The sequence below is a fragment of the Cohaesibacter gelatinilyticus genome (assembly GCF_900215605.1).
Taxonomy (GTDB): Bacteria; Pseudomonadota; Alphaproteobacteria; order Rhizobiales; family Cohaesibacteraceae; genus Cohaesibacter; species Cohaesibacter gelatinilyticus.
Map to the genome: position 1 here is coordinate 264,804 of NZ_OBEL01000004.1, position 25,749 is coordinate 290,552.

The following is a 25,749-nucleotide window of genomic DNA, read 5'->3' on the forward strand; positions in this document are numbered from 1 at the left end:
GCGAGTAACATACACATGCGCAAAGGCTGGTTTGTGGCTGTGCCACTGCTCCTTTTTGGAGTAGTGGCAAGCCTGTTCATTGGTGTGATTGATGTCAGTCCCGCTGCTCTGTTCAGTGCGGATCGCACCATGTCGGTCATGGCTATCAGTAGAATTCCGCGTACGGTGGCAATCATTCTGACAGGGTCTTCCATGGCGGTTGCGGGATTGATCATGCAAATGATCGTTGCCAATCGCTTCGTGGAGCCAATGACTGCGGGGTCGGGATCCAGTGCTGCCTTGGGTGTTCTTCTTGTCACCTTTTTCATGCCGGCCGCTTCGATTTTTACAAAGATGCTGATTGCCTGCCTTGTTGCGCTTGCCGGAACGGCAGGCTTTCTGATGCTGGTGCGTAGATTGCCACCCCATCAGCCTTTGCTTGTGCCTTTGGTTGGTATTGCCTATGGAGGTGTTATCGGCGCGATCGTTACATTCATCGGCTATCAGACCGATCTGCTGCAATATATCGAGGTCTGGTTCAATGGCGAGTTTTCCGGCATTTTGCAAGGCCGGTATGAATTGTTATGGTTGGCAGGAATATTGACTTTGCTGGCCTATTTTGTGGCCGATCAGTTCGCCATCCTTGGCCTTGGCAAGAATGTCTCCATCAATCTTGGCCTGAACTATCAGCAGATTGTCCGGCTCGGACTACTTATTGTCTCTCTCATCACCGCCATGACGGTTGTAACTGTCGGCATGATCCCCTTTGTCGGATTGGTCGTGCCCAATATCATTTCTCGCTGGTTGGGAGATAATCTTCGCCAGACCCTGCCAGTAACCGCATTGATGGGAGCCTGTCTGGTTCTGGTCTCTGATTTGATCGGCAGACTGGTTCGCTATCCGTTTGAAATTCCGGTTGGAACCATATTCGGTATCGTTGGCGCTGTGATTTTCCTATGGATTCTCTATATGCCAGCAACAACGAAACGGGGTTCGAATTCTGACAAGCGCGAGGCCTCGAAATGCTGACGCGCCGTATGTCCTGTCTCGTTGGGTTATATCTGCTTTCCTGCCTGGCATTCCTGACGATCAATTCGCGGGGCAACTGGGATTTTATCCTTCAGTTTCGCGGCACCAAAGTGCTAGGGATCACTTTGGTAGCAACTGCTATTTCGGTCGCGACCCTTCTGTTTCAGACCCTAAGTCGCAATCGAATTCTGACGCCATCCATCATGGGCTTTGATGCACTTTATGTTTTGCTGCAAACATTGATGATTTTTGTACTAGGCGGGTTTGGTTTTGCCAGCTTGCCGCAAGAGATCCCCCTCTTCCTATCCTTCATCATCATGATGCTGACATCTTTGGCGCTATTTGGAACTCTACTGGGCAATTCAAGTCAAGTCAGTGGAGATGACCTGCATCGATTGCTGCTGACAGGCATCATTTTCGGTGTGTTGTTTCGCTCGATCACGTCATTCATGCAGCGTGTCATTGATCCCAACGATTTCGTCATTGCTGCCACCAGTTCCGTGGCCAATTTCAGTCACATCAATAGTGATTTGCTAATGATATCAAGTTTGCTGACAGTGGGGGCTCTCGCAGCTGCTTGGCATTATCGTCATCAATTGGATGTTATGGCCCTTGGCAAAGAAGTCGCCATCAATCTGGGTGTTCCCTATAAGCGACGGCTCTATACGATCCTGATCATTATTGCCTGCCTGGTCTCCATCTCAACTGCTTTGGTCGGCCCAATTGCTTTCTTTGGTCTTCTGGTGAGTAACCTCACCTACCAGCTTCTGCCTACTCACCGCCACGCGATCCTTTTGCCTGCAGCCTCATTGATGTCGGCTTGCGTTCTCATTGGTGGCCAGGTTGTTCTGGAACAGGTCTTGAATTATTCGACCCCTTTGGTTGTGGTCGTTGAGTTCCTTGGTGGTTTGACTTTTCTTCTTCTTATTCTGCGGGGAGCTGCCCGATGATTGAAATCTCTTCCATTCAACACACGATTGGTAACGCTCCGATTTTGAAGGAGATTTCCACCCAATTGCCGAAAGGACAGATCACAGCACTGGTTGGCCCAAATGGTGCGGGCAAATCCACGCTCCTGTCTCTGATCTCTCGATTGCAGGACTTGCAAACAGGCAGCATTTCAATTGACGGGATGGATGTATCGGGAACATCCAGCACGGAACTGGCCAAGAAACTGGCCATCCTCACACAATCAAACACAATCACCTCTCGTTTGACCTTGCAGGATCTGGTCAGCTTTGGCCGCTTCCCCCATCACAAAGGGCGGCCAACAGCAAAAGACCACAAGAAAGTTTCTGAAACACTTGATGTTTTTAAGCTGACGGATTTGGCACCGCGTTTTCTGGATGAATTATCAGGCGGCCAGCGGCAAAAGGCCTTTGTGGCTATGACATATGCGCAGGATACTGACTATCTGTTGCTGGACGAGCCGCTGAACAACCTGGATATGGCCAGTTCTCGCGCCTTGATGCAGCAGCTTCAATCTCTGGCACACAAAACTGGCAAGACGATTATCATCGTCTTGCACGAGATCAATTATGCTGCGAGCTATGCCGATTGGATCGTTGGCTTGCGAGAAGGGCAGTTGGTTGCAAGCGGCCCTGCTGACAAGATCCTGGCTCCTCAAACTATAGAAGATATCTTTGGTATCACGGTCGATATTCATCAGATCGGCGATAGGAAAGTGGTCATGCATTATAGCTGATTTAGGCCAATTATGGCGTCAATCCAGCAAGATGATCTCACCGCTTTTGACCGACTTGTCTGCCGCTAGCACGATGGCGAGAGAATTGATGGCGTCCTGCATATGATCTGAAAGATCGCGATCAGAACGGATCGCATCAAGGAAGAATTGCTGCTCGCGCAGGCATAAATCATCGTGACCAGGTTCATCTTCCATATTGATGATCTCATCACCCTTGGCAAACTCCCCTGCCCCATCCAGATGGGCGGAATGGACGCGCAAGGCGCTGGTCTTGGTGTGACTATCAATATCATCTGATGCGCGATCAGGATCCGCTTGTTCCGTCGCGACAATGGAGACGCACCCTTTGGGACCGATCACGTCCTTGATGAAAAAGGCCGTTTCACTCATCATCGGACCCCAGCCAGCTTCATACCAGCCGACAGACCCATCATCGAATGTCACTTGCAGCTGGCCGTAATTATACTGGTCCGTTGCTACCTCATCACTGAGCCGCGCACCAATGGCATGAACCTTGAGTGGCCGCGCACGTGTCATCAGACACATCATGTCCAGATAATGCACTCCACAATCAACTATGGGAGAGAGGGATTTCATCAGGTTCTTATGAACCGTCCAGGTATCACCGGAACTTTGCTGATTGAGATTCATCCGCATGACCAAAGGCTTGCCCAGTTTATGGGCTTCCTCGACAAAATGACTCCAGCTTGGATGATGGCGCAGGATATAACCGATGACCAGCTTACGTCCCATCTCGCTAGCCATGGCAACAACTGAGCGAGCTTCTTCCACTGTTTCCGCTATTGGTTTTTCAAGGAAAACATCAGCACCAGCAGAAAATGCTTTTCGGGCATAGTCTGCATGGGTGTCTGGGTAAGTGCAGATGCAGACGGCATCTGGTTTGCTGGTCGCCAAAGCTTCTTCATAGTCGTTATAGCGAGGGATGCCATCATAAATGGCGTCAAGATCCATGCTGGTTGCCTTGCGGCTGCAGAGGCCGACAATTTCAAAACCGTCCATACGCAGATACGCTCTGGCATGGGACAAACCCATATTGCCAAGACCAACCACCAGAATTCGGACTTTTTCAGACATCAACCTTCCCCTTCTCCCAATAGATCACTTCGAAAAAATGAAGCGAGCTAAACCTAGTCACCCGAATCTAAAGTTCGTCACATTTTTCAGCGAGCACCGAACGAACTTCAGATTCGAAAGGGTGACTAGCAAACATATGTTTCTAGCGTGGTTTTAGGAATTGAAATAGGCAAGAGAACCTGCTGATAAATGATACCTATTCCAATTCCACCACACTAGTGCTTTTGATGTTGGCCACCAATCCAGCTATGCGCGACATTCCAGCTTTGCATATCGAATGCGACCAAATCAGCGATTAATCCAGGGCCGACGGAACCCAGATTGGCACCCTGTTTCATGAATTGTGCTGGATAAAGTGATGCCATGCGCAAAGCTTCGGACAAAGGTAGGTTCAGCATCTCGACGCAATTGCGCACGGCACCAATCATATCGAGATCTGATCCGGCCAATGTTCCAGTTTTCGTTTGGCATTTTCCATCTACGGCAACGATGGTCTGACCATATAGATCGAAACTTTTGTCCTTCGCCCCGACGCTGGCCATTGCATCAGTGACTAGCATCATCTTGCCTTTCGGCTTGGCTTTGATTGCGACCTCCAGTGTCGCGGGATGAACGTGATACCCATCGACAATCAGTCCGCACCAACTTTCTTCATCATGAAGTGCTGCGCCGACTACGCCGGGTTCGCGGCTATTGAGCGGTGTCATGGCATTGAAAAGATGAGTGAAACCGCGCAAGCCGTTTTTGAGAGCATTGGTGATTTCGTCAAAACTTCCAGCGGAATGACCCGCACAGGTGAGCACATTTCGCTCATTCAGAGCCGAGATGAAATCCACCCCGGCAATTTCTGGAGCCACAGTCACCAGACGAATGCCGAGAGAGGGATCGGAATAAAGTGCCAAAGCCTCTTCATCGACCCCTCGCAAGATCTCCTTTTTATGGACGCCCTTACGCTCAGGGTTCAAATATGGCCCTTCAAAATGAACACCCTTTACCGATCCAATGCTGTTGTCACCTTTCTCCTCGGCAGAAAGAGCCAATGCCTCTTTGGTCAGGACTGCCACATGACGCATGGCAGATAGCTCATCTGAGATTAAAGTCGGCAGCATTGTGGTGGTGCCATAAGCCCTGTGGGCTTCGGCCATGATTTTCAGACCATCCAAGTCAGTTTGGCCATTGATCATGACACCGCCGCCGCCATTGACCTGAACATCAATGAAACCGGGGCAGAGAATTAGGCCGTCCAGATCATGAACTTCATCCCAATCTGACAGATTAACGGGCTCTTCCAGAATGGCATCAATCTGATCATCGATAAGACCTAAAGCCTTATTTTCGTGAAATACCTTACCATCAAAAATTCGAGCTCTTCGGAGAAGCTGCTTCATCACACTGTCTCCGTTACTTTTTTGAGATGTTTTGGCTTATCAGGATCATATCCGCGTAAAAATGCCACCGTGTTCGCCAGTTGATAGAAACTCGATACTGCTGCGATTGGTGCAAGGGCAGGATGTAAATCAGGTACAACTGGCAGCGCAAAAGCGTGATCATCTGCTTGATCTGCCCAGAATACCCGGGCACCGCGTTGGCGCAGGTCTGATGCCAATGTCTGCAAATCCTTGCGGCATTCGTCATTCTGGCTGAATACCAAAAACGGCATATTATCGCGCAGCAAACCAAGAGGTCCGTGTCGCACTTCGGCAGATGAAAAAGCTTCCGCATGCAGCACGGATGTCTCCTTGAATTTCAACGCGGCTTCCTGTGCCACGCCATAGGATACACCCCTGCCGATGGTTAGAAGAGACGGGCTGGCTGCGAAAATCGGGGCAAAGTCCGTCCAGTCCTTGGTTTGGCTTTGCTGCAATATCTCCGGCAGAGTTGGAAGCGCTGTAGCCAGTGTTTGATCTGGGCAATAGCTGGCAACCAACTGAGCAAAGGCTGCAAGAGATGCAATAAAGCTCTTGGTGGCGGCGACGCTTACTTCCTTGCCTGCCTCCAACGAGATCACCATATCGGCTTGTTCGGCGACTGGAGAATTTACGTCATTCACGAAAGCCAGAACAAATGCCCCATTCTCCTTGGCCCATTTTGCATTAGCAACCAGATCTGGACTGCGGCCTGATTGAGAGACAAGAATGAAAAGAACATTCTTGAGATTCATCGAGACCTGATAGAGGGAAGCGATGGAAGGTGGGGCCGATGAAACCGGGATAGCCATGCGGGTTTCGATCAGATATTTGCCATAGCTCGCAGCGTGATCGGAGCTGCCTCGGGCGCATGTCATGACAAGGCGGATTTTCTCCAATGGTATTTTTCGAGCCAGATCAGCAAACTTTTCTTGATTGGTCGAGATTTGCCGTTCCACGCAGTCGGGAGCTTGCAGGGCCTCGCAAGCCATCAGGGTTTGCGTCTGGTTGTGACCAAGGCAATCAATCATAGGGGCAAGTCCTTTGCTTGGCAGTGTCTCATTTGATTTTTTAGAGCCGTAATTCGGCAACAAACTCATAGGAATCGCCGCGATAATACGAGCGAACAAATTCTATTGCTTCATCATTGGGCAGGAAGGATGTTCGCTCGATATACAAGCAGGGTGAACCGGTGGGAACACCCAGCAAGTGGGCATGACTGATATCCAGAAGTCGGGCGGAAAGCTTCTGGATCGCCCGCGTGGGGCGTCTTTTCTGCTCTTCCAGATAATCATACAGGGAGGTTTCAACGACGGTTGGGTCTTCAAGATGTGTTATCGGCAAAACAGCATGTTCGATACACATGGGTTTTTCGTCTGCGAGCCGCAAACGATAGAGTCTTGAGACGGCTGTTGAGCTGTCGATATTAAGCGCCTCGCACTCTTCGGGGGTTGGCAGTCCAACGGATCGATCGAGCCATTGCACATTCACAGCCATGCCGCGCTCGCTCATATCTTCGGTAAAACCGGTCAATTGCTTGAGAGGTTGTTCAACGCGTGAGGCTACAAAGGTTCCTGCACCATGACGCTGTACCAACATGCCCTTGTCAACCAATGCCCGGACGGCATTGCGTACAGTAACACGGGAAACCCCCAGAGCGTTGGCAAGTTCACGTTCTGCCGGCAACGCATCATTGACTGCTATCATTCCCGCTTCAATAGCCTGCTCCAGGCCACGTTGAACGCGTAAATAGAGCGGAGTAGCGCTCTTTGCAGCAAGATTGGTTTCCTCGCGCAAAATATTGATCAGATTAGATTGATCACTCACCGGTTGCATCCTCATGTTTCAACATAGATGGTTGTCCGATCACGCCTCCAGCCAAAAGGATGGCACCATCCCTGGCATCGTGAAAACGTGGCACCAGCATCTTTTTCATTTCAGATCGTAGGTAGGGTTCCACATGTTCGGCGAAACCACCCACTAGAGAGACCGCTTCAATACCTCTGGTTTTCATGGCTCCTAACATCGCCTCGGTTTGCCTGCCACATGTTCGCATCAGATCAAGGGCAGCTTCATCCCCTTCATTGGCATGGTGCACCACCAGCTTGGTGAATTGGCCATAATCAGTTGGGCGGGCTTTATCGCTCCACAAAACCAATGTCTCGGCATCATGGGAAAAATGCTGCAAGATTTCTTCACTGAGACCCGTGGATGGATAAATCTGATCCAGAACGGCCAGTGCATGACGGACCGCCAGATATCCGGTCACAGCGCCGGATGACATATCGGAAATCTTGAAGCCCCACCCACCAATATTGACAGGTGATCCATCCTTGAAACCATAGCCGCAGGAACCGGTTCCCAGAATAAGGATGCCTTTGCCTTCAACCTCACCATCATGTGCCCCAAGACATGCAATATGGGCATCATTGCAGGCTTCAAGGCTTGCAAACGAATGATCCCAGTTCAGAAAATCATCCAACTGGCTTTCCAGATGAAGACCGGCAAGGCCAACGCCAAGACGGGTCTGCCCCAAGGCGACATTGACTTCATCATCATCTGGCTTGCAGTCCGATGATATAAGTGAGGCCGCTTTAAGGGTCTCTATGCAGACCATCAATACTTGCTCGTGAGCAGCAGCAACACCCAATCGAGTATTGGCAGGGCCACCCATAGCCTCACCGAGGATCTGGCCATTGGTGTCACGAAGACGGCCCCGGCAATTGGTACCACCACCATCAATTCCCAAAATGTAGCTGGCCGTTGCCATGGCTTCCTCATCTTTTTGGTTCATCGACATTAAAGAACCAATTAAAACCAATTTCAAGAAGAACGATGAAAATTAATGAAATATTGTCAGATTGATCAAACTGGAATTAGATTGTTTATTGTATTAGTTATTTGATATTTATATATAAAATTAAAAAGAATGCACAGCCAATAAATTTTTTTATATCCAAGCGGGTTATTTTGGTATTATGTTGGTATTGGCAATGGAGGCTGTCATATGGTTCATACGGAAGATATTTCGCCGAGATACAAGGACTTTGATCTTTGGGACGACCAATCAATCCTGAGTGCCATCTGGGAAGGTCAGATGGCCGCCATATCGAGTCTGCGCCCAACCTTGCCTGCTTTGGAGAATGCTGTTCAGTCCGCAACAAAGCGCCTTCAAGATATATCAACATCCAAGCCCGGACGTCTTGCCTATATTGGCGCAGGCACATCGGGCTTGTTGGCCATGCAAGATGCCATGGAATTGTCACCAACCTTTGGCTGGCCTATGGAACGCATCCTGTTTCTCATGGCCGGAGGCGATATTGCTCGCCTGCGTCCCATCGGCGATTGTGAAGATGATCAGGAGCAGGCTCTGCGTGATGCTGATCAGGCGCAGTTCAATGATCGTGATGTGGTGATTGCAGTCGCCGCCAGCGGATCAACGCCCTATACGATGCAAATGGCTCAAACTGCCAAAAACAAGGGCGCCCTTATCATTGGTATCGCCAACAATCGAAATGCTTCTTTGTTTGATATTGCTGATCATGCCATCCTGTTGGAAACAGGCGCGGAAGTTCTGGCAGGTTCCACGCGCATGGCTGCGGGAACCGCACAGAGGGCTGCTCTTACCAGCTTCTCTACCTTGTTGATGACCCGTCTTGGTTATGTGGTGGACGGGCGCATGGTCAATCTCATCGTCGATAATGAGAAGTTGCAAGGTCGTGCCGAGCAGATTGTTTCTGATCTGGCTCAAAGCACGACAAAGCTTGCCAATGAGGCTCTGATCAAGGCCAACGGCGATGTCAAACTCGCTATTCTGATCGCCAGCAACATGAAACCCCAGCAGGCCGAGAGTTTGTTGCGGGAAAAGGACGGAAATTTGCGCCAAGCACTCGCAGAAGTGCAGGCCTCAAACTGACGCTGCTCTTTTGGAGCAGGATTACTAGCCAAAGCGCCAGGCCTAACCTGACCAGATCAGGTTGAACTGACGCTGATTATTTTCATCTTACGTCTTGGGAGGACGTTCATATGACTCTATCAAAATCTTCCTTGCTCAACGGCACCTGCGCATTTGCGATTGCAGTTGGTACACTTCTCGGCGCTGCAGCATCTGCAGACGCAGCTGGCAAGCTGACGATTGACAGCTGGCGCAATGATGACATCGACATCTGGCGCAACAAGATCATTCCAGCCTTCAATGCCAAACATCCTGACATTGAAGTTGTGTTCGAGGCCTCCCCTCCAGCTGAATATAATGCCAGCCTGAATGCCAAGCTGGCTGGCGGCACAGCTGCTGACCTCATCACCTGTCGTCCATTTGATACCTCGCTCGATCTCTACAAGAAAGGGAATCTGACTGATCTTACTGGTCTGTCTGGATTGGAAAATTTCTCTGATGTAGCCAAATCTGCCTGGCAAACTGATGATGGTAAGGCAACCTTCTGTCTCCCAATGGCTTCTGTTATTCATGGTTTCATGTATAACAAGGAAATCTTTGAAGAGCTTGGTCTTTCGGTTCCAACCACTCGCGAAGAATTCTACACCACTCTGAAAACGATCAAGGAAAAGAGCCGCTACACTCCGCTTGTGATGGGCACTGCCGATCAGTGGGAAGCAGCCACCATGGGCTTTCAGAATATCGGTCCTAACTATTGGAAAGGTGAGGAAGGTCGCAAGGCCCTGATCGCAGGTAAGGGCAAACTGACTGACAAACCTTATGTCGATACGCTGACGGAATTGGCCAGCTGGGGTGAATATTTGGGTAAGGGCTTCAAGGCCCAGAAATATCCTGATAGCCAGAACCTGTTCACGCTCGGTCGTGGCGCCATCTATGCGGCAGGGTCCTGGGATATCGCAACTTTCAATTCGCAAGCTGATTTCAAATTCGGTGCTTTTGGTCCTCTGCCTGCAAAAGGCGAAGAATGCTATATTTCGGACCACACTGATATCGCACTTGGCATCAATCCAAAATCCAAAAATATGGAAGCTGCCAAGACGTTCCTGAGCTGGATGGCAACTGCTGAATTCGCCGAAATCTATTCCAACTCACTGCCGGGTTTCTTCTCTCTGTCCAATCATGATGTGAAGTTGTCTGACCCGGTTGCTCAGGAATTTGTTTCCCTGCGTGGGAAATGCAAATCTACCATCCGCAACTCCTACCAGATTCTATCTCGTGGCAAGCCAAACCTTGAAAACGAGCTCTGGAATGCATCCGTTCAGGTGATCAATGGCACCATGAGCCCACAGGATGCGGCCAAGAAACTGCAGGATGGTCTGGATAGCTGGTACAAGCCAGGCATGTAAGCCAAGAGCCAAGTATGCTGGAAGGTTTGATGTAAATCCCTTCCAGCTTTCGAGCAGGCGAGCCTTTCACGTCCCCAAAAGGCTCGCCTGATCTCAAAGAAAACAACAACAGATCCAAAGGGATATCATGACACACAACCGAAGTCATATATGGGTCTTTCTGGCCCCGGCCGTCCTCATTTATTCGGTCTTCATGATCTACCCATTGCTGGATTCCATTCGCTTGTCTTTCTATGATCAAAGCGAGTCCGGTGAGCTCTCTTTTGCCGGACTTGTCAATTATATTGCGCTGTTTGGCGACCCCAACTGGTCGGGTCCTTTCTGGAATGCACTGGTCAACAATCTCAAATTCTTCGCCATCCATATGTTGGTACAGAATCCGATCGGACTGATGTTGGCAGCCATTCTGAGCCTGCCAAAACTCACCGCACGTGGTTCCTATCGCACTCTGATCTTCATGCCGACCATGTTGTCTGTCGTGATCATCGGTTTCATTTGGCAATTGATCCTCTCGCCGCTTTGGGGTGTTGCAGAAGGTCTGATGTGGAATGTAGGGCTTGGCGATTATTATGATGCCTGGCTCGGTGAGGAAGGCTCCGCACTGATCACTCTCTCCCTGATTTCGGTCTGGCAGTTTGTCGGAATTCCCATGATGTTGATCTATGCAGCCCTTCTTAATGTCCCTGAAGATCTGACCGAGGCTGCTCTGATTGATGGTGCCAATCACTGGAAGATCTTCTGGCGGATCAAGTTTCCTTTGATCCTGCCCACCATCGCTATGGTTTCGATTTTGACTTTTGTTGCCAACTTCAACGCATTCGATCTGATCTATGCTGTGAAGGGTGCCTTGGCAGGGCCGAATTTCTCAACCGATATCATGGGATCCTTCTTCTATCGCACCTTCTTTGGCTTCCAGTTGCAATTGGGTAGCCCGACAATGGGTGCAACGGTCGCGACCATGATGTTCCTTGTCATCCTTGTTGGCGTGATGGGCTATTTGCTGCTCATTCAGCGACGCCTGACACGCTATGCAATGTAGAGAGGCAAGATCATGAGTTTGCAACATCGCGCCAAACGCGGCCTTTCAGCAGGTATGATCCATACCATTCTGTTGTCCTATACCCTGCTGGCACTCTGGCCTATTTTTCTGGTCATCATAAACAGCTTCAAAAGCCGTAAAGCCATCTTCCGTGATCCGTTGGGTCTGCCCGATGAAAAGAGCTTTTCTCTGATCGGTTTTGAAAAAGTTTTGATCAATTCGGACTTTTTGCTCTATTTCTCCAATTCCCTGATCGTGACGGTGACAGCGTTGGTCATTTCCATTGTCATCGGTGCCATGGCGGCTTGGGCATTGTCCGAATATCGCTTCAAGGGTAATACTTTATTGGGACTTTATCTTGCCATCGGCATCATGATCCCGATACGTCTCGGCTCGGTTTCCATTCTCAACTTGATGGTGGCGATGGATCTGGCCAATACATTGACTGCACTGATCCTTGTCTATATTGCGCAAGCCTTGCCACTGATCATCTTTATCCTCTCGGAATTCATGCGCCAGATCCCAAATGATCTGAAGGAAGCAGCCCGCTGTGATGGTGTGAGTGAGTACAAGATCTTTTTCCAGATCATCTTGCCGCTCAGTCGTCCTGCTCTCGGTACGGTTGCTGTCTTTTCCATGGTTCCTATCTGGAACGATCTGTGGTTTCCGCTCATTCTGGCACCGGGTGAAGAAACCCGCACCATCACGTTGGGCGTTCAGCAATTCATTGGCCAATATGTGACGGACTGGAACTCGGTTTTGGCATCGTTGACGCTGGCAATTCTTCCGATCCTGCTGCTTTATCTGCTTTTCTCCCGCCAGCTTATCCGTGGTATCACGGCAGGAGCGGTTAAATGACACAATCAAGGCCAGCCTGCAATCTACTGACCATTCGACCCTTTGACCATTCATACAGGCAAACAGACCCATGGCTTCTATTCAACTAAACAAAATCAAGAAATCATTTGGCCCTGTCGAAGTTCTCAAGGGCATTGATATCGATATCAAGGATGGCGAATTTGTTGCCTTTGTAGGTCCGTCCGGTTGCGGTAAATCCACGCTTTTGCGGACCATCGCGGGCTTGGAGACCATCACCGATGGAGAGCTCTATATTGGTGACAAGCTGATGAACGATCTCTCGCCAAAGGATCGCGGCATTGCCATGGTCTTTCAGTCCTATGCCCTCTATCCGCATATGAATGTTTACAAGAATATGGCCTTTGGACTTTCCGTTTCCAAGGAAGACAAATCCACAACCAACGATCGGGTGATGGAGGCGGCCCGCATTCTTCAACTGGAAGATTATCTCGACCGTTATCCTCGCCAATTGTCCGGTGGTCAGCGCCAACGAGTAGCGATTGGCCGGGCGATCGTGCGCAATCCGCAAGTCTTTTTGTTCGATGAACCGCTTTCCAATCTTGATGCAGCATTGCGCGCTGACATGCGTGTCGAGTTGGCGCGTCTGCACGGGGATCTCAAAGCCACCATGATCTATGTGACGCATGATCAGGTGGAAGCCATGACATTGGCTGACAAGATCGTGGTGCTCTATAACGGTACGCTGCAACAAGTTGGCACTCCACTGGAACTCTATCACCAGCCAGCCAACTTGTTTGTTGCCGGTTTCATCGGTTCTCCCAAGATGAATCTGATCAAAGGCAAAGTCGCCTCGATTGATGACGAGGGCATACAGCTGGATGTTCCCAATCTCACATTGGGCAAAATAAAGTTCAAGGGTTCCGAGCGCCTTTCGCAAGGCGATGACGTCACTCTTGGCCTGCGCCCCAGTGATTTCAGCGATATTGGTGAGGGGTCTGGTTCCTTGGATGGCACGGTTGTGCTGACGGAGCGCCTTGGTAACGAAACAGTGGTGAGCATTGCTGCAGGAGACCAGACCTGGACCGCTACCATTGGTGGCCTCAACCCGGTTCGGCGAGGGGAAGAGCTGACGGTGACATTTGATCCTGCCAACGTCCATCTCTTCGATAAAGATGACTTGGCTCTGGAAAGACTTAGCCTTCCGGATGTCATCCATCAGAGCTTGAAATAGATCACTTATTCGGAGCAATAATCAAAAGCTAGAGCAGACCTCCCCATATGATGGCTTACCCGTATATCAGGAGTGGGTAAGCCGATCTATTCCTGTTTTCAGCTATCAATGGTGATGTTGGTTATGGGAACTGCCTGACAGGCAAGGCAATGATTCTGTTCATCAAAAGCAAGTTCTGTGTAATGCATTGCTGATCCTTCCACGATTTTGATACGGCAGCTTTCACATTGACCGGCACGACAGCCATGGGCCAACGTAAGACCATGATTTTCAGCCAAATCCAATAGGCTACCCGAAGATTTGGTCCATTCGATTGTCCTTCCGGTTTTTGCGAAAGTCACCTGAAATGGTCCGTCCGGAATTGATTTGTCAGAGGTCAACGATGCAAATGCTTCTCTGTGAATGCGCTCAGGTGGATACCCTGCTTGAACAAGTGCATTTTCAACTTCTGCCATCATTGGCGGTGGACCGCACTGATAAACCTCCGGCATAGCATTTTGCCAGTCTCGCAGAATATCGTGTGTATCAACAAATCCAGTTTTATCGTGCGAAGATCCCAAAACATCCGATTCTAGTGGATCACTATAAATATTCATAACCTGCAGGTTGGGCAACAGATCTTGAAGGAAGGAAATGCGCTCGCGATAGGCGTGACCCGAGCCGTTACGATTTGCGTAGATCAACCTGACTGGATGAGAGAGATCAAGTTCTGCCAAAGTTTCCAGGTAACTCAAAAAAGGTGTAACCCCAATGCCACCCGCAACCATTACAATTGGTCTGTCTGTCTTGATTGGAAGGATGAAACGACCGGATGGTGCTCTTAATTCAACATGTCTTCCGGGATATAACTCGTTGTTGAGAAAGCTCGACATTAGTCCATCCCGCACCCCATTTGCATTGGTCGGAGCAGGCACAAATCGAACCATAATCTGATACACCTGTCGATCCGGATCAACAGCACTGCCAATCAGTGAATAGCAACGCACGATCGGCTTATCACTGCTGGGTATGTTGGCTTTGAGAGTAATGTGCTGACCAGGCAGAAAATCAGGAAGTGTATCCATCTCCGCCACTGAAAATGCGATGCGTGTACAATCGTGGGCAACCTGTTCGAGCTCCTGTACAAAAGCAGATCTGAAGCCTTGCCACGCAGGTTTTGCGAACTCACGCCCTGGTAGCGGTTTGATAGAGCAGCGAGTAGAGCGATGTGGAACTGAGCCGCTGATCGGGTCGTGCGTTTCGCCCGAGATCAGCCTGTTATAATTTGATCCCTTTTTCGAAAAGGGATCATAACTTGGCATACTTAAGGTCGTATTGCCTTGCCACCAGCCGTAACTACCGACAACGACGGTTGGATGAAGATTGGGGTCCAACACAACATACATTCTGGCTGTACCATGTGGAGAGGACAGTTCGGCCCAATCGCCATCTTCAAGCCCCTGTGCCCGCGCTGTATCAGGATGAATTCGCACCTGTGGTTTCGACATTCTTTTGCGCAAGGAAACGATATTACGGTGCTGTGAATGGCAATAATATCCGCTTTTGGCGGTTGTAAGACACAGAGGAAATTCATCCGTTCTATCTGTAGAGACCTGATCTTCAAACCTCGGAACAGGTTCATAACAGTGGTTCAATAGTTGTTCGGAAAAAATCTCAACCAGACCAGTCGGAGTGGTAAAGCCACGCATACCGTTTTTGGTTGCCTCGGCAAATTTTCTTTCACGGAAAGAAAGTGGGCGACAGATACCTTTCGGTTGCGCGCGCAGGTCGCCAAGTGTCAATTTGCTAGGCAGCAACTGCCATGCGCGCGCTGCGTCGATGTTTCCATCGAAAAAGGCGTCACCCATCCCAAGTCGCACTGCGAGGTCGAAGACAATCTCGACATCCGAGCGTGTTTCTCCTTTTGATGCCACCACAGCGGGGCGAAGTTGAATCAGGCTTTCTGCCTCTTGACTGACCTCGAACCCATTACGTAATGCTTCTCGTTCCCAAGGAGTATTTGCTGGGAGGAGATAGTCTGCAAACCGTGCTGTAGGTGTTTCAACACTGTCAATCTGAACATGAAAATCCAGTGCTTCCAATGCCGTTACAGCCATTTCGGTGTCCCCATGCGAAACCGACATATTGGAACCGAAACCAATCAAGGCGCGAATTTTATAAGGCTTTTCTTCAAGAATGGCCCGATAAAGATCTCGTGCGGCAATCCAGCCTTGGGATGGTGGTCCAAGCGGTCTTTCCTCATATCCCAATGCCTTTTCAATTTGACCATCGGGAAACAGATCAAAGCCAGAAACATTGTTCATCGGGTGTTTTGAATAGGCGACATTTCCCCCAAATCTATCATATCCTCCCTTGAGGGCCATTAACAAAGCAATCGCACGGTCGGTCTGGGTTGCATCGACATGCTGCCCTACCCCGGACCAGCAATAATAGGCAACTCGGTCGGCTCTGATTAGCGTTTCGCTTGCATTGAGAATGTCTTGTACCGGTATGGTCGTTTCTTCGGACACACGTTCAACAGGCCATTGTGCGCAGGCGTCCATGTAATGTAAAAATGCAGAGCGGCAGGATATACAACCGGAGTTGGTTTCAACTTTGATTTTAGCGTGTAGATCGAGCGAATCATGAGGGGTGTCAAAGGTCTTGCTAATTGGATCATAGAATACGAAGCCACCATCATTGCTGACAGCAACATAACGTTTGGCATCGGCGATATCTGACAGATCCTTCTCGCGCAAAAACTCTCCGGTATCATCTCTGACCAAAAGACTGGCGTTGCTCCACCGAGCAAGAAAATCAGCATCGTATGCGCCGCGTTCAATCAATAAGTTACCAAGTCCTAAAGCAAGCGGTCCATCCCGACCCGGCATCACACGCAGCCAGTGATCGGCTGCCAATGCATAACCAGCTTTGCGGGGATCAACCGAAATGATTTTGGTACCTTGTGCTCTGGCTTCTGCAATCTGAGTTGCCTGATCCAACCAGACTGCGCTAGGGTTGAAGCCCCACAAAAGAATTGCATCAGCGTTCTTATAGTCCGGATAGAGGATGCCTGATCCGTATGTGAATCTATGTGCATGGTCCTTGTGCCAATTGCATATCTCTGTGCCATAGACAGTATTGGGGCTTCCGAACAGGCGAATGAACCGTTCAATCCACTCGATAGAGTCACTTATCGGGGTGCCGCTTGGTGTGGTTACGCCAAAACCGACCGCTTCTGCTCCATGATTAGACCTGATCTCGTCAAGCTGTGCTGCTATGTCGGCAAGGGCGGTTTCCCATGAAACGCGTTCCCAACCTGGATCGAATTCAGATTTTGGATTGGTTCTGCGAAGGGGATAAAGTAGACGGTCGGAATTGTCCCAGATTTCGGGAGCTGCTTTCCCTTTCAGGCAAAGGGCTTTGCCGGTGGGGTGATCCGGAGCGGGTATCGCAGCGATCAGCTTTCCATCCAAAACCTTGAACTTTGCGCCGCAACGTGAACGGCACAGGCAGCAGAAACCGTCAATCTCATCTTTCGTAGATAATGGCATTTGGTATCCTCCGCGACCAATATTGATGTGGTGACAGAGGAATAGCTAGTTTTTATATTTTATTAGTGATATTGATTAAATTTATGCTTCCTACAATTCGTCAGCTTGAATTTTTTGTTGCCACCGCTGAAGCCGGGCAAATTTCCCGTGCTGCAGCGCTCATCAATGTGACGCAGTCCTCGATTACCATTGCTATTCGGCGGTTAGAAAGCCTGCTGGGATATAGGTTGTTCAACCGAAAGTCTCATGGCATGGAATTGACCCCGCAAGGAGAAGATTTTCTGCGCCATGCAAATGCCATATTGGCTTCGTTGCATGAAGCAATAGAAGCGCCAAAAGAAATAGCATCCGATATCTCGGGAACGGTACGTCTAGCGGTAACAGATACTATCTCCGGTTATTTTCTGCCTGTTGTCTGGCAGAGAGTAGCTCATGACCATCCCGGATTACGACTATCGGTGACCGAAGCTAGCCGCCCGCAAATTGAAGAAGGATTGTTTGCAGGCACTTATGATCTGGGTTTGGCGCTGACGTCAAACCTGCCGAACCCGGAACGCTATCAGCTTCGCCAAGTCCTTTCATCTCCTCGGAACCTCTGGGTAGCGGCCAATCATTCTCTTGCTGATCGTGAAACCGTAAGTTTTGCCGAGTTAAACAACGAAAACTATATTCTTCTCACAATGGACGAACATGAGAACACAATGCGGCAGATTTGGGAAAAATACGATTTTGTTCCGCGGATTCTATATAAAAGCAAGTCCATGGAAGCACTACGTAGTATGGTTGCGCAGGGAATGGGTGTCAGTATTCTTTCTGACATGGTTTACAGGTCATGGTCGCTGGATGGGCAACGCATCGTTCGAAAACACTTGAGTGATACTGTTCCAAATATGGACACGGGTGTATTTTGGCCGAAGGAAAACTCGACCACCACAGTAACGCGAGCGCTGATAAAGTGTATTTGCCGTGGCAAGTGACTAGCAAATGTATTTCTGTATTTTCAGAACTATGATCCAATCTTCTTATACATCCCATACATGAATTTACCCAGACTGTAAGAAATCCGAGGAAGTTGGTACTCAAAACAATGCCCGGAAGAAACAGTCGTCCGGGCATTGTTTTTGTTCAGCTTTTCACCAGTCAGATTGGCAAAAAATTTAGCTGTACATTTTGTACTCTTTTCGCAATCCCATAAAGATCGCGACCATCATGCCAAGAAGCACGAAAGTGAACGGGACGCCTGTTGCGACTGCAGCCGCCTGCAAGGCACCCAACCCGCCGCCAAGCAGCAATGCAATTGCAATCAGACCCTCGAAGATGGCCCAGAAAACACGTTGGACCACCGGAGCATCAATCTTGCCACCAGCTGTGATGCCGTCGATGACCAATGATCCGGAATCAGACGAGGTGACGAAGAAGACGATGACCAGAACGATGCCGACAAAGGACAGAACCTCAGTAAGAGGGAAAGCCTTGACCATTTCAAACAGCTTGACCGGTTGAGCAGCACTGGAAACAGCTTCGTTGCCCATGGTTACGACTTGATCGATTGCGGCACCACCAAAGGTGGACATCCAAAAGATACTGACAACTGTTGGGATGATCAGAACGCAAGTGATGAATTCCCGCACAGTCCGGCCTTTGGAAACGCGAGCAATGAACATACCCACGAAAGGTGCCCAGGAAATCCACCAAGCCCAATAAAAGGCAGTCCAACCTTGCATGAAGTTCTGGTCTTCACGACCGAACGGATTGGAGAGCGGAACAATTTCACGCAGGTATGCACCGATATTTTCAAAGAAACCTGAAACAATGAAACCAGTTGGGCCAAGCAGGAAGATGAAGGCCAGCAATCCGATTGCCAGGACCATGTTGATCTCGGACAGTCGCTTGACCCCGGCTTCCAGACCGGCAACCACGGAAATCAAGGCGACACCCGTAATGCCAAGAATGAGAACCACCTTCATGGTGCCAGTTACCGGAACACCGAACAGGAAATTCAGTCCGGCAAGAGCCTGTTCTGCACCAAGGCCCAGTGATGTTGCCAAACCAAACAATGTCGCAAAGACACCCAGAATGTCGATGACATGCCCAGGCCAGCCCCAGACTCGGTCTCCCAGAATGGGTTGAAATGCCGAGCGAAGCGTTAACGGAAGTCCGCGATTATAGCTGAAGAAGGCAAGCGCCAAAGCCACAATCGCATAGATTGCCCATGGATGCAGACCCCAATGGAAAATGGTTGCTGCCATGGCAAGCTGACGCGCGTCATCAACATTGCCAGCAGCGCCGCCCAAAGGTGCCCAGTCTGTCCTTACGCCATTTTCCATAGCTGTTCCACCAAAGGAACTGCCATAATGAGACAATGGTTCGGATACACCGAAGAACATCAGGCCGATGCCCATGCCGGCTGCGAAAAGCATCGCAAACCAGCCAGCATAGGAATAGTCCGGTCGTGCTTCCTTGCCGCCCAAACGTACTTTGCCCAAAGGTGTGACAATCAACAACAACGAGAAAAGGACAAATAGATTGGCTGATGATAGCAACACCCAGTCAAAGGTATTGGTCATGGTAGGGCGTAACCAACCAAAAAATGCACCTGCACTTTCCTGAAACAGAAGTGAGATAACAACAAAGGCCACAATGACCACAGCCGAGATTGCGAAAACGGGGTTGTGAATATCCAACCCCATGACTTGAACATTGTCTTGCCCAAGTTGGTAATGAGTATCGTTTTCCTGATCATTCGTAGTTTCTGAATCGACCATTAACTCCTCCCCACAGTGAATTTATGATTATACCCATGTCGGATAACACAGGGCCTTCCAGTTAGGATCACGCCGTGCCCTTGCTCTCGGTGGTCAAAAAGCGACATCAATCCTTCTAAATCCGCCGAAAAAGGGTCAAATGCTGTTCACCATCCATCTTCGCAATAGTTGTGAACAAAATTCTCTCTGCTCAGCCGTGTCATTATGATCATCTGATTTGGTCTTCAAAAATGGCAAAAACCGCTGGTTTTTCCCGTCAGGAAATCTGCGTATCTGAAGAAAATCTAGATATGGTCAGATCATAAAATGCGAGGGGGGTCACAAAAAATTTGCTTGCGCATAATCAATTTTTCAAACAGGGTTCGGATCGGAGGACCTGCATATAATGCAGCAAAAGGAGAATCCCTAATATAGAGAGAGCCAGCCATGGCGGTAGGTGAAACACGGTTTAAAACCTGTAGTGATATTGACGACAAGCCACAAAAAGTGGCCTTCATCGTTTTGGAACGTTTTTCCATGATTGCCCTCGCTGCGGCGATAGATCCCTTGCGACTTGCCAACCGCATTTTGGAACGGGATCTGTTTGAATGGACCATTTACAGTTTGGACGGACAGCCGGTACGTTCTTCCAATCACATCGATATTGCTGCTGATGCCTCACTTGATCAGCTGGATAGCGCCGATATCGTATTGGTTGTAACTGGTATAGATGTAGAACGGGTTCAACCCTCACCTCTTTTGGGACAGAAGTTACGGATGCTGAATGCCCGTGGAGCCATTCTCGGCTCCCTGTGCACCGCAGCTTATTTGCTGGCTCAATACAATCTGCTGGATGGCTATCGTTGCACCATTCATTGGGAGAATTTACGCAGTTTTCGCGAAGAATTCCCTGATATAGATGTCTCCAATGATATATTTGAAATTGATCGCAAACGCATGACATGTGCAGGCGGAACCGCAGCGCTTGACATGATGCTGATGTATATCGCCACTTTCCAATCGGTTTCCCTTGCACAGGAGGTGGCCGAGGTTACCTTGCATCAGCAAATTCGTACTGGTGAAGAGACCCAGCGCTATGATCTGGAGAATCGCCTTGGTATCAACAACCGAAATGTTCTGGCTGCGGTTGCCGCCATGAATGATCATGTCGAAGACCCCCTCAGTTGCCAGCAACTGGCTATGATGATGAATATCTCATCCCGACAGTTGGAAAGGTTGTTTCGGAAATACTTCGATTCCACACCAGGTCAGTATTACCTGAAGCTCCGTTTGGAAGCCGCTCGGGATCTTTTGCGCCGGACCAATCGACCAATTCTTGATGTAGCCGTTGCCTGTGGCTTTACCTCCACCTCGCATTTTACCAAATGCTATAGAGAGCATTTTGGCCCGACACCCACCAAGGAACGGCAAAATATGTTCTGGGCAGCAGGCAACAAGAACCATGATATAGCTCGCAAGCCTTAAGTGCTTGGCGAAACAAATTCCTGTTGCATAACCATTTTTGCCTCTTTCTCCTGCTTCGTGGCAAGACAGTTTTATCACTTTAGTTCTTTAAATGTCGGTCTGACAGAAATCAGATGTCGGATTACGAACAGTCCTTACTCGTAAAAACACGGTACCCTTTTGTGAATGGACTTCGCATTCGGCAACTGGAGGACTGCATGTCTGATGAAGAAATGATTGATCTGGCGTCCCTTGGTGATGAAGATCTCGTAGCCCAAATGCACGACGATTTGTATGACGGACTGGCCGAGGAAATTGAAGAAGGTGTACGCATTCTCCTTGATCGGAAATGGGAGGCATACAGGGTTCTGACCGATGCTCTCGTTGAAGGCATGCGAATTGTGGGCGTTGATTTCCGTGATGGAATTCTGTTCGTGCCGGAAGTTTTGATGTCTGCCAATGCCATGAAAGCCGGTATGGCCATTTTGCGGCCACTCTTGGCTGAAGCTGGTGCTCCGCGCATGGGTAAAATGGTCATTGGTACCGTCAAGGGCGATATCCATGACATTGGCAAGAATCTTGTCTCCATGATGATGGAAGGTGCCGGATTTGATGTCATTGATATTGGCATCAACAACCCGGTTGAAAACTATCTTGAAGCATTGGAAGAGCATCAGCCTGACATCCTGGGCATGTCAGCTCTGCTGACCACAACCATGCCTTATATGAAGGTTGTGATCGATACGCTGGAGGAAAAAGGTCTCCGTGACAAGTATATCGTCATGGTTGGTGGGGCTCCGTTGAATGAGGAGTTCGGTGAGGCTATCGGTGCCGATGCTTATTGCCGTGACGCTGCTGTCGCTGTCGAAATGGCCAAGGATCTGATTGCTCGCAAGCATAACCAGTTGGGAGCCTGATGCCATGAAGCAGGATGATATCTCCATCATTGAGGCAGGGAGTAAAGCCCTGCCGATAATCGGGACATCATTCGCAACGGTTGGAGAAAAAGCTTCGGTACTGGTCATCGCCTGTGGTGCATTGGCTCGGGAAATTCTGGCCGTCAAGGAACAGTTGGGTCTGGATCACCTGACCCTGACCTGTTTGCCTGCGAATTTGCATAATCGCCCCGAGGATATTCCGCAGGCAGTGCGCGATGCAATTCACAAACATCGCGCCAATTATGGAAAAATTCTGATCGGTTTTGGCGATTGCGGTACCGGTGGTTTGCTGGATCGAGTATTGCAAGAAGAAGGCGTAGAGCGGTTGGAAGGTGCTCATTGCTATGCTTTCTTCAGCGGTTCCAAGGCCTTCGAGACCCGAGCTGATGAAGAATTTACCAGCTTTTATCTGACTGATTTCCTGGTCCGGAATTTCGAAACCATGGTCATTCGTCCCTTGGGGCTCGATCGATTCCCGCAACTGCGTGACACTTATTTCCAGCATTATGAAAAACTGGTCTATATAGTGCAGCATGCTGAAGACGGCATGATCGACAAAGCAAAAAAAGCCGCGGAGCGTCTTCAACTGCCGCTGGAAATTCGCCAGACTGGTTATGGCGACTTGGAAGCTTTTTTGGCAAGGGCGTGAGCCTGGTTTCCCAATCAAATTATGATGTCTTTTCTGCCGATAACACAGGCAGAGAATAATAATCTCCCTTATCCTCGCAATAAATCTGCTGTTCAATGGCAAGGCCGGTATTGCCGTCGAGGGTACCGGCCATGACAGAGGTCACATCTTTGTCTCGTGGTTGCCAAAAAAGCTGGCTGCCACAGGTGCTGCAAAAGCCGCGCCGGGCTTGGTCAGAAGATTGATACCAGCAAATGGCGTCGCTTCCCTCAATTTCAAGATTGGCCGTTTTTACTTGTGTGGCTGCAACATAATGCCCGCTGGTCTTGCGACATTGAATGCAATGGCACGCGATAACTGGTCGGATTGAACCGTGGAGCCGATATTGTACTGCGCCACATAAACATTGTCCTCTCATATGATCTACTCCTCGTGGTTGATGTCAACAGACGACGAAGGTGCTCCGCCACGTCATATGATATGCAATACCTTTCTCGATAATTATCCGCAAAACGACATGTCGCTTTCAGAACGATTTTAGTCGCCGTGGTTACAGACGGAAGAATTCCCATATTTCTGCCATTCTTGAAGGATGAAAGCGCCGTTTTTTCGAGCGCGGATGTCGCCTTCAGGATAGCTCCATATCCGAATGAGAGAAAGAATATCGGATATACGAGGCGATTGGAGCGCCTTGATGGGAGGATATATTGGCTCAGAAAATCATTGTCTATTGGAGGGATATTCCGGCTCAGGTGATCGTCAAAAAGGGACGAATAAACGCCAAACGAGAATTACCGGACATCTTCATCAAAGCAATCGACAAATGCGCCATGATTGACGGTGCCAAGGATAGCGACGCCTACCTGGCAGACTGGCGTCGTGAGGTGCCGATTACCGTTTCCGACAATCTGGATGACGAAGCTGCGATGGCACATGACATCCTGGTTGAAGCTTATCCAACTTCCCGTCTCGCTCAATTGGTTTCCCGCAAAGGCTTTGAACAGAAGGACTGAGGCTATGATGCGACCAACTTTGAATGCGGCAGGCAGACTCCCCGCTTCTATTGAAGTATCGCCAAAGCAAGCCGTGGAACGAGACGATATTTATGATCTCATTCCAAAAGGCTGTCGTGTCTATGTGACCGATCTAGGCAATGCGCCCGAAGACATGATTATCGCTGCCAATGCCCGTTTGGCACGGGCGGGATATTGCCCCGTTCCTCATTTTGCTGCTCGCCGTTTCGCAAGTGTCGAGCATTTTGAAAAGCGTCTGGAAAGGCTGGCAGGTGAAGCTGGTATCACGGATGTTTTGACCATTGCTGGTGAAGCAGTTCAACCAGGCCCTATTGCCTCCTCGCTGGATATGATGCGCACCGGCGCATTTGACCGGCATGGTATCAGGCATATAGCGGTTGCTGGGCATCCAACCGGAGCACCTGATATTCCAACTCCGACCATCCGATCCTTCCTGATGCAAAAGCATGAATATGCCCAGACCAGTGATGCAGATTATCGGATCGTCACCCAGTTTGGATTTGATCCAGGTCGCATTCTGGAATGGTTTGATGAGTTGAAAAGCTGGGGCAATGAATTTCCTGTCCATGTCGGAATTGCTGGTCCTGCCAAGACGACCACCTTGATGAAATATGCCGCAATGGTCGGGTTGGGAAATTCAGTTCAGTTTCTGAAGAAAAAAGGTTCCTCTTTGATGCCATTGCTCACCGGTTATAACCCCGATGTTGTGGTGGGGCCATTGGAAGAAGCAGTGAACCGAGATGCTGCCAAACAATTGGCTCAAATTCACGTTTATCCATTTGGTGGCGTTGCCAAGGCAGCAGAATGGTTGAATAACCGGCAGAGTTGGCCCGGCTTGACCCAAGACAATACCCCATCCCCTTTTAGAGCAGAGGCCGTATCATGACTAGAACCATTGTCAGCTCCCATAAGCAGGAAGTCGTGATCGGCTTTGATCAACCCTTCTGTATCATTGGTGAGCGTATCAACCCGACAGGCCGCAAGAAGCTTGCCGCTGAAATGAAAGAGGGTAACTACGAGACCGTGAAGGCTGATGCACTCGCGCAGGTGGCAGCTGGCGCTCATATGTTGGATGTGAATGCTGGTATTCCTCTTGCCGATGAGCCCGCCATTCTGGCAGAGACGATCCAGCTCGTTCAGTCTCTGGTGGATGTACCAATTTCCATCGACAGTTCTATCATCGACGCTCTGGAAGCAGGTCTTTCTGTTTATCAGGGAAAGGCATTGGTCAATTCCGTAACAGGAGAAGAGGAAAGCCTTGAGCGCGTCCTACCATTGGTCAAGAAATATGGTGCAGCCGTCGTTGCCATTTCCAATGATGAAACAGGCATTTCAACCGACCCCGATGTGCGTTTTGCTGTTGCCAAGAAGATTGTCGAACGCGCTCAGGATCATGGCATTCCAGCTGCAGATGTCGTTGTCGATCCTCTTGTCATGCCAATCGGTGCCATGAATGATGCAGGACGTCAGGTCTTTCATTTGCTGCGTCGGTTGAAGGAAGAGCTGAAAGTCAACAGCACCTGCGGAGCCTCCAACATTTCCTTTGGCATTCCCAACCGTCATGTGATGAATGCCCATTTCCTTGCCATGGCATCGGTCGCCGGCATGACATCTGCTATCATGAACCCTCTCCATAAGGAAGAGCTGGATGGCATTCGCGCTGCCGATACTCTGAATGGCGTGGATCCGGATTGCATGGCATGGATCAAGGCCAATCGTGATCCGGCTGCAGCTGGAGGAGAAGATGCTGCTGGTGGTCGCCGTCGTCGCGGTGGTCGTCGGGCACGCAGCAGCGCTGCATAAT

The 25,749-nt window shown here is 49.6% G+C and carries 23 protein-coding genes; 15 read left to right on the forward strand and 8 right to left on the reverse strand.

The genetic code is table 11. The features are described from left to right. The first annotated feature begins 15 nt into the window (after nt 1-15). From CRO57_RS17215 to CRO57_RS17225, 3 genes are read left to right on the forward strand one after another with little or no spacing between them, the layout of a single operon-like run. Nucleotides 16-1,008, forward strand: coding sequence for an ABC transporter permease (locus CRO57_RS17215; RefSeq protein WP_097154712.1), 993 nt, complete (start codon nt 16-18; stop codon nt 1,006-1,008). Beyond that, nucleotides 1,002-1,958, forward strand: coding sequence for an iron chelate uptake ABC transporter family permease subunit (locus tag CRO57_RS17220; RefSeq protein WP_097154713.1), 957 nt, complete (start codon nt 1,002-1,004; stop codon nt 1,956-1,958). The genes CRO57_RS17215 and CRO57_RS17220 overlap by 7 nt, the downstream gene beginning before the upstream one ends. Next, nucleotides 1,955-2,713, forward strand: a complete 759-nt coding sequence (locus CRO57_RS17225) for an iron ABC transporter ATP-binding protein (RefSeq protein WP_097154714.1) — start codon at nt 1,955-1,957, stop codon at nt 2,711-2,713. The genes CRO57_RS17220 and CRO57_RS17225 overlap by 4 nt, the downstream gene beginning before the upstream one ends. Before the next feature lie 18 nt (nt 2,714-2,731). Here CRO57_RS17225 and CRO57_RS17230 read toward each other — a convergent pair whose 3' ends face one another. The 5 genes from CRO57_RS17230 to CRO57_RS17250 all read right to left on the reverse strand — a co-directional run bounded on the left by CRO57_RS17230 (nt 2,732) and on the right by CRO57_RS17250 (nt 8,014). Continuing rightward, a complete protein-coding gene (locus tag CRO57_RS17230; protein WP_097154715.1) occupies nt 2,732-3,808 on the reverse strand; it encodes a Gfo/Idh/MocA family protein in 1,077 nt (358 codons plus the stop codon). Between the two features lie 215 nt (nt 3,809-4,023). Next, complete coding sequence (nagA, locus tag CRO57_RS17235; RefSeq protein ID WP_097154716.1) at nt 4,024-5,196, reverse strand: N-acetylglucosamine-6-phosphate deacetylase; 1,173 nt, start codon at nt 5,194-5,196, stop codon at nt 4,024-4,026. Continuing rightward, a complete protein-coding gene (locus CRO57_RS17240; protein ID WP_170956152.1) occupies nt 5,196-6,245 on the reverse strand; it encodes an SIS domain-containing protein in 1,050 nt (349 codons plus the stop codon). Before CRO57_RS17240 ends, nagA begins: the two co-directional genes overlap by 1 nt. A gap of 40 nt (nt 6,246-6,285) precedes the next feature. Beyond that, nucleotides 6,286-7,041: a GntR family transcriptional regulator gene (locus tag CRO57_RS17245; RefSeq protein ID WP_244580133.1), complete on the reverse strand. Its 756-nt coding sequence runs from the start codon at nt 7,039-7,041 to the stop codon at nt 6,286-6,288. Beyond that, nucleotides 7,034-8,014 carry a glucosamine kinase nucleotide-binding domain-containing protein gene (locus CRO57_RS17250; protein WP_097154719.1) on the reverse strand — a complete coding sequence of 327 codons (981 nt, stop codon included), beginning with the start codon at nt 8,012-8,014 and terminating at the stop codon, nt 7,034-7,036. The genes CRO57_RS17245 and CRO57_RS17250 overlap by 8 nt, the downstream gene beginning before the upstream one ends. A 207-nt stretch (nt 8,015-8,221) precedes the next feature. Here CRO57_RS17250 and CRO57_RS17255 point away from each other — a divergent pair, with 207 nt between their 5' ends. The 5 genes from CRO57_RS17255 to CRO57_RS17275 all read left to right on the forward strand — a co-directional run bounded on the left by CRO57_RS17255 (nt 8,222) and on the right by CRO57_RS17275 (nt 13,604). Continuing rightward, nucleotides 8,222-9,130: an N-acetylmuramic acid 6-phosphate etherase gene (locus tag CRO57_RS17255; protein ID WP_097154720.1), complete on the forward strand. Its 909-nt coding sequence runs from the start codon at nt 8,222-8,224 to the stop codon at nt 9,128-9,130. A 110-nt stretch (nt 9,131-9,240) separates the two neighbouring features. Beyond that, nucleotides 9,241-10,515 (forward strand): ABC transporter substrate-binding protein, encoded by a 1,275-nt coding sequence (locus CRO57_RS17260; protein ID WP_097154721.1) that lies wholly within the window; start codon nt 9,241-9,243, stop codon nt 10,513-10,515. A gap of 127 nt (nt 10,516-10,642) precedes the next feature. Next, nucleotides 10,643-11,554 (forward strand): carbohydrate ABC transporter permease, encoded by a 912-nt coding sequence (locus CRO57_RS17265; RefSeq protein ID WP_097154722.1) that lies wholly within the window; start codon nt 10,643-10,645, stop codon nt 11,552-11,554. A 12-nt stretch (nt 11,555-11,566) separates the two neighbouring features. Continuing rightward, nucleotides 11,567-12,412 carry a carbohydrate ABC transporter permease gene (locus CRO57_RS17270; protein ID WP_170956153.1) on the forward strand — a complete coding sequence of 282 codons (846 nt, stop codon included), beginning with the start codon at nt 11,567-11,569 and terminating at the stop codon, nt 12,410-12,412. A 70-nt stretch (nt 12,413-12,482) separates the two neighbouring features. Continuing rightward, nucleotides 12,483-13,604 carry an ABC transporter ATP-binding protein gene (locus CRO57_RS17275; protein ID WP_097154723.1) on the forward strand — a complete coding sequence of 374 codons (1,122 nt, stop codon included), beginning with the start codon at nt 12,483-12,485 and terminating at the stop codon, nt 13,602-13,604. Nucleotides 13,605-13,702: 98 nt separating this feature from the next. Here the strand turns inward: CRO57_RS17275 and CRO57_RS17280 are convergent, their stop codons facing one another. Continuing rightward, nucleotides 13,703-17,137, reverse strand: coding sequence for a molybdopterin-dependent oxidoreductase (locus CRO57_RS17280; protein ID WP_097154724.1), 3,435 nt, complete (start codon nt 17,135-17,137; stop codon nt 13,703-13,705). Nucleotides 17,138-17,220: 83 nt separating this feature from the next. On the opposite strand from CRO57_RS17280, the gene CRO57_RS17285 reads away from it, so the two are divergent. Beyond that, nucleotides 17,221-18,114 carry a LysR family transcriptional regulator gene (locus CRO57_RS17285; RefSeq protein WP_097154725.1) on the forward strand — a complete coding sequence of 298 codons (894 nt, stop codon included), beginning with the start codon at nt 17,221-17,223 and terminating at the stop codon, nt 18,112-18,114. A 180-nt stretch (nt 18,115-18,294) separates the two neighbouring features. On the opposite strand, the gene CRO57_RS17290 is transcribed toward CRO57_RS17285, so the two are convergent. Continuing rightward, a complete protein-coding gene (locus CRO57_RS17290) occupies nt 18,295-19,902 on the reverse strand; it encodes a BCCT family transporter (RefSeq protein WP_097154726.1) in 1,608 nt (535 codons plus the stop codon). 426 nt (nt 19,903-20,328) lie between these two features. Here CRO57_RS17290 and CRO57_RS17295 point away from each other — a divergent pair, with 426 nt between their 5' ends. From CRO57_RS17295 to CRO57_RS17305, 3 genes are all read left to right on the forward strand, one after another. Further along, nucleotides 20,329-21,366 carry a GlxA family transcriptional regulator gene (locus CRO57_RS17295; RefSeq protein WP_097154727.1) on the forward strand — a complete coding sequence of 346 codons (1,038 nt, stop codon included), beginning with the start codon at nt 20,329-20,331 and terminating at the stop codon, nt 21,364-21,366. A gap of 197 nt (nt 21,367-21,563) precedes the next feature. Then, complete coding sequence (locus CRO57_RS17300; protein WP_097154728.1) at nt 21,564-22,262, forward strand: corrinoid protein; 699 nt, start codon at nt 21,564-21,566, stop codon at nt 22,260-22,262. Nucleotides 22,263-22,266: 4 nt separating this feature from the next. Next, entirely contained in the window at nt 22,267-22,932 is a 666-nt protein-coding gene (locus CRO57_RS17305; protein ID WP_097154729.1) for a DUF1638 domain-containing protein, read from the forward strand. A 19-nt stretch (nt 22,933-22,951) separates the two neighbouring features. Here CRO57_RS17305 and CRO57_RS17310 read toward each other — a convergent pair whose 3' ends face one another. Beyond that, the gene (locus CRO57_RS17310) at nt 22,952-23,329 is read right to left on the reverse strand and encodes a GFA family protein (protein ID WP_097154730.1); all 378 of its coding nucleotides are present in this window, start codon (nt 23,327-23,329) and stop codon (nt 22,952-22,954) included. Between the two features lie 289 nt (nt 23,330-23,618). On the opposite strand from CRO57_RS17310, the gene CRO57_RS17315 reads away from it, so the two are divergent. The 3 genes from CRO57_RS17315 to CRO57_RS17325 are packed head-to-tail and all read left to right on the forward strand — an operon-like array spanning nt 23,619 to nt 25,748. Further along, nucleotides 23,619-23,924, forward strand: coding sequence for a virulence factor (locus tag CRO57_RS17315; RefSeq protein ID WP_097154731.1), 306 nt, complete (start codon nt 23,619-23,621; stop codon nt 23,922-23,924). Nucleotides 23,925-23,928: 4 nt separating this feature from the next. Continuing rightward, on the forward strand, nt 23,929-24,831 hold the full coding sequence (locus tag CRO57_RS17320) for a methylenetetrahydrofolate reductase (RefSeq protein WP_097154732.1): 903 nt from the start codon (nt 23,929-23,931) through the stop codon (nt 24,829-24,831). Next, the gene (locus CRO57_RS17325; protein WP_097154733.1) at nt 24,828-25,748 is read left to right on the forward strand and encodes a methyltetrahydrofolate cobalamin methyltransferase; all 921 of its coding nucleotides are present in this window, start codon (nt 24,828-24,830) and stop codon (nt 25,746-25,748) included. Before CRO57_RS17320 ends, CRO57_RS17325 begins: the two co-directional genes overlap by 4 nt. The last annotated feature ends 1 nt before the right edge of the window (nt 25,749 follow it).

Coding starts and splice junctions, on each gene's coding strand:
- CRO57_RS17215 (WP_097154712.1), top strand. CDS start 16: ATGCGCAAAGGCTGGTTTGTGGCTGTGCCACTGCTCCTTTTTGGAGTA.
- CRO57_RS17220 (WP_097154713.1), top strand. CDS start 1,002: ATGCTGACGCGCCGTATGTCCTGTCTCGTTGGGTTATATCTGCTTTCC.
- CRO57_RS17225 (WP_097154714.1), top strand. CDS start 1,955: ATGATTGAAATCTCTTCCATTCAACACACGATTGGTAACGCTCCGATT.
- CRO57_RS17230 (WP_097154715.1), bottom strand. CDS start 3,808: ATGTCTGAAAAAGTCCGAATTCTGGTGGTTGGTCTTGGCAATATGGGT.
- nagA (WP_097154716.1), bottom strand. CDS start 5,196: ATGAAGCAGCTTCTCCGAAGAGCTCGAATTTTTGATGGTAAGGTATTT.
- CRO57_RS17240 (WP_170956152.1), bottom strand. CDS start 6,245: ATGATTGATTGCCTTGGTCACAACCAGACGCAAACCCTGATGGCTTGC.
- CRO57_RS17250 (WP_097154719.1), bottom strand. CDS start 8,014: ATGTCGATGAACCAAAAAGATGAGGAAGCCATGGCAACGGCCAGCTAC.
- CRO57_RS17255 (WP_097154720.1), top strand. CDS start 8,222: ATGGTTCATACGGAAGATATTTCGCCGAGATACAAGGACTTTGATCTT.
- CRO57_RS17260 (WP_097154721.1), top strand. CDS start 9,241: ATGACTCTATCAAAATCTTCCTTGCTCAACGGCACCTGCGCATTTGCG.
- CRO57_RS17265 (WP_097154722.1), top strand. CDS start 10,643: ATGACACACAACCGAAGTCATATATGGGTCTTTCTGGCCCCGGCCGTC.
- CRO57_RS17270 (WP_170956153.1), top strand. CDS start 11,567: ATGAGTTTGCAACATCGCGCCAAACGCGGCCTTTCAGCAGGTATGATC.
- CRO57_RS17275 (WP_097154723.1), top strand. CDS start 12,483: ATGGCTTCTATTCAACTAAACAAAATCAAGAAATCATTTGGCCCTGTC.
- CRO57_RS17280 (WP_097154724.1), bottom strand. CDS start 17,137: ATGCCATTATCTACGAAAGATGAGATTGACGGTTTCTGCTGCCTGTGC.
- CRO57_RS17285 (WP_097154725.1), top strand. CDS start 17,221: ATGCTTCCTACAATTCGTCAGCTTGAATTTTTTGTTGCCACCGCTGAA.
- CRO57_RS17290 (WP_097154726.1), bottom strand. CDS start 19,902: ATGGTCGATTCAGAAACTACGAATGATCAGGAAAACGATACTCATTAC.
- CRO57_RS17295 (WP_097154727.1), top strand. CDS start 20,329: ATGGCGGTAGGTGAAACACGGTTTAAAACCTGTAGTGATATTGACGAC.
- CRO57_RS17300 (WP_097154728.1), top strand. CDS start 21,564: ATGTCTGATGAAGAAATGATTGATCTGGCGTCCCTTGGTGATGAAGAT.
- CRO57_RS17305 (WP_097154729.1), top strand. CDS start 22,267: ATGAAGCAGGATGATATCTCCATCATTGAGGCAGGGAGTAAAGCCCTG.
- CRO57_RS17310 (WP_097154730.1), bottom strand. CDS start 23,329: ATGAGAGGACAATGTTTATGTGGCGCAGTACAATATCGGCTCCACGGT.
- CRO57_RS17320 (WP_097154732.1), top strand. CDS start 23,929: ATGATGCGACCAACTTTGAATGCGGCAGGCAGACTCCCCGCTTCTATT.
- CRO57_RS17325 (WP_097154733.1), top strand. CDS start 24,828: ATGACTAGAACCATTGTCAGCTCCCATAAGCAGGAAGTCGTGATCGGC.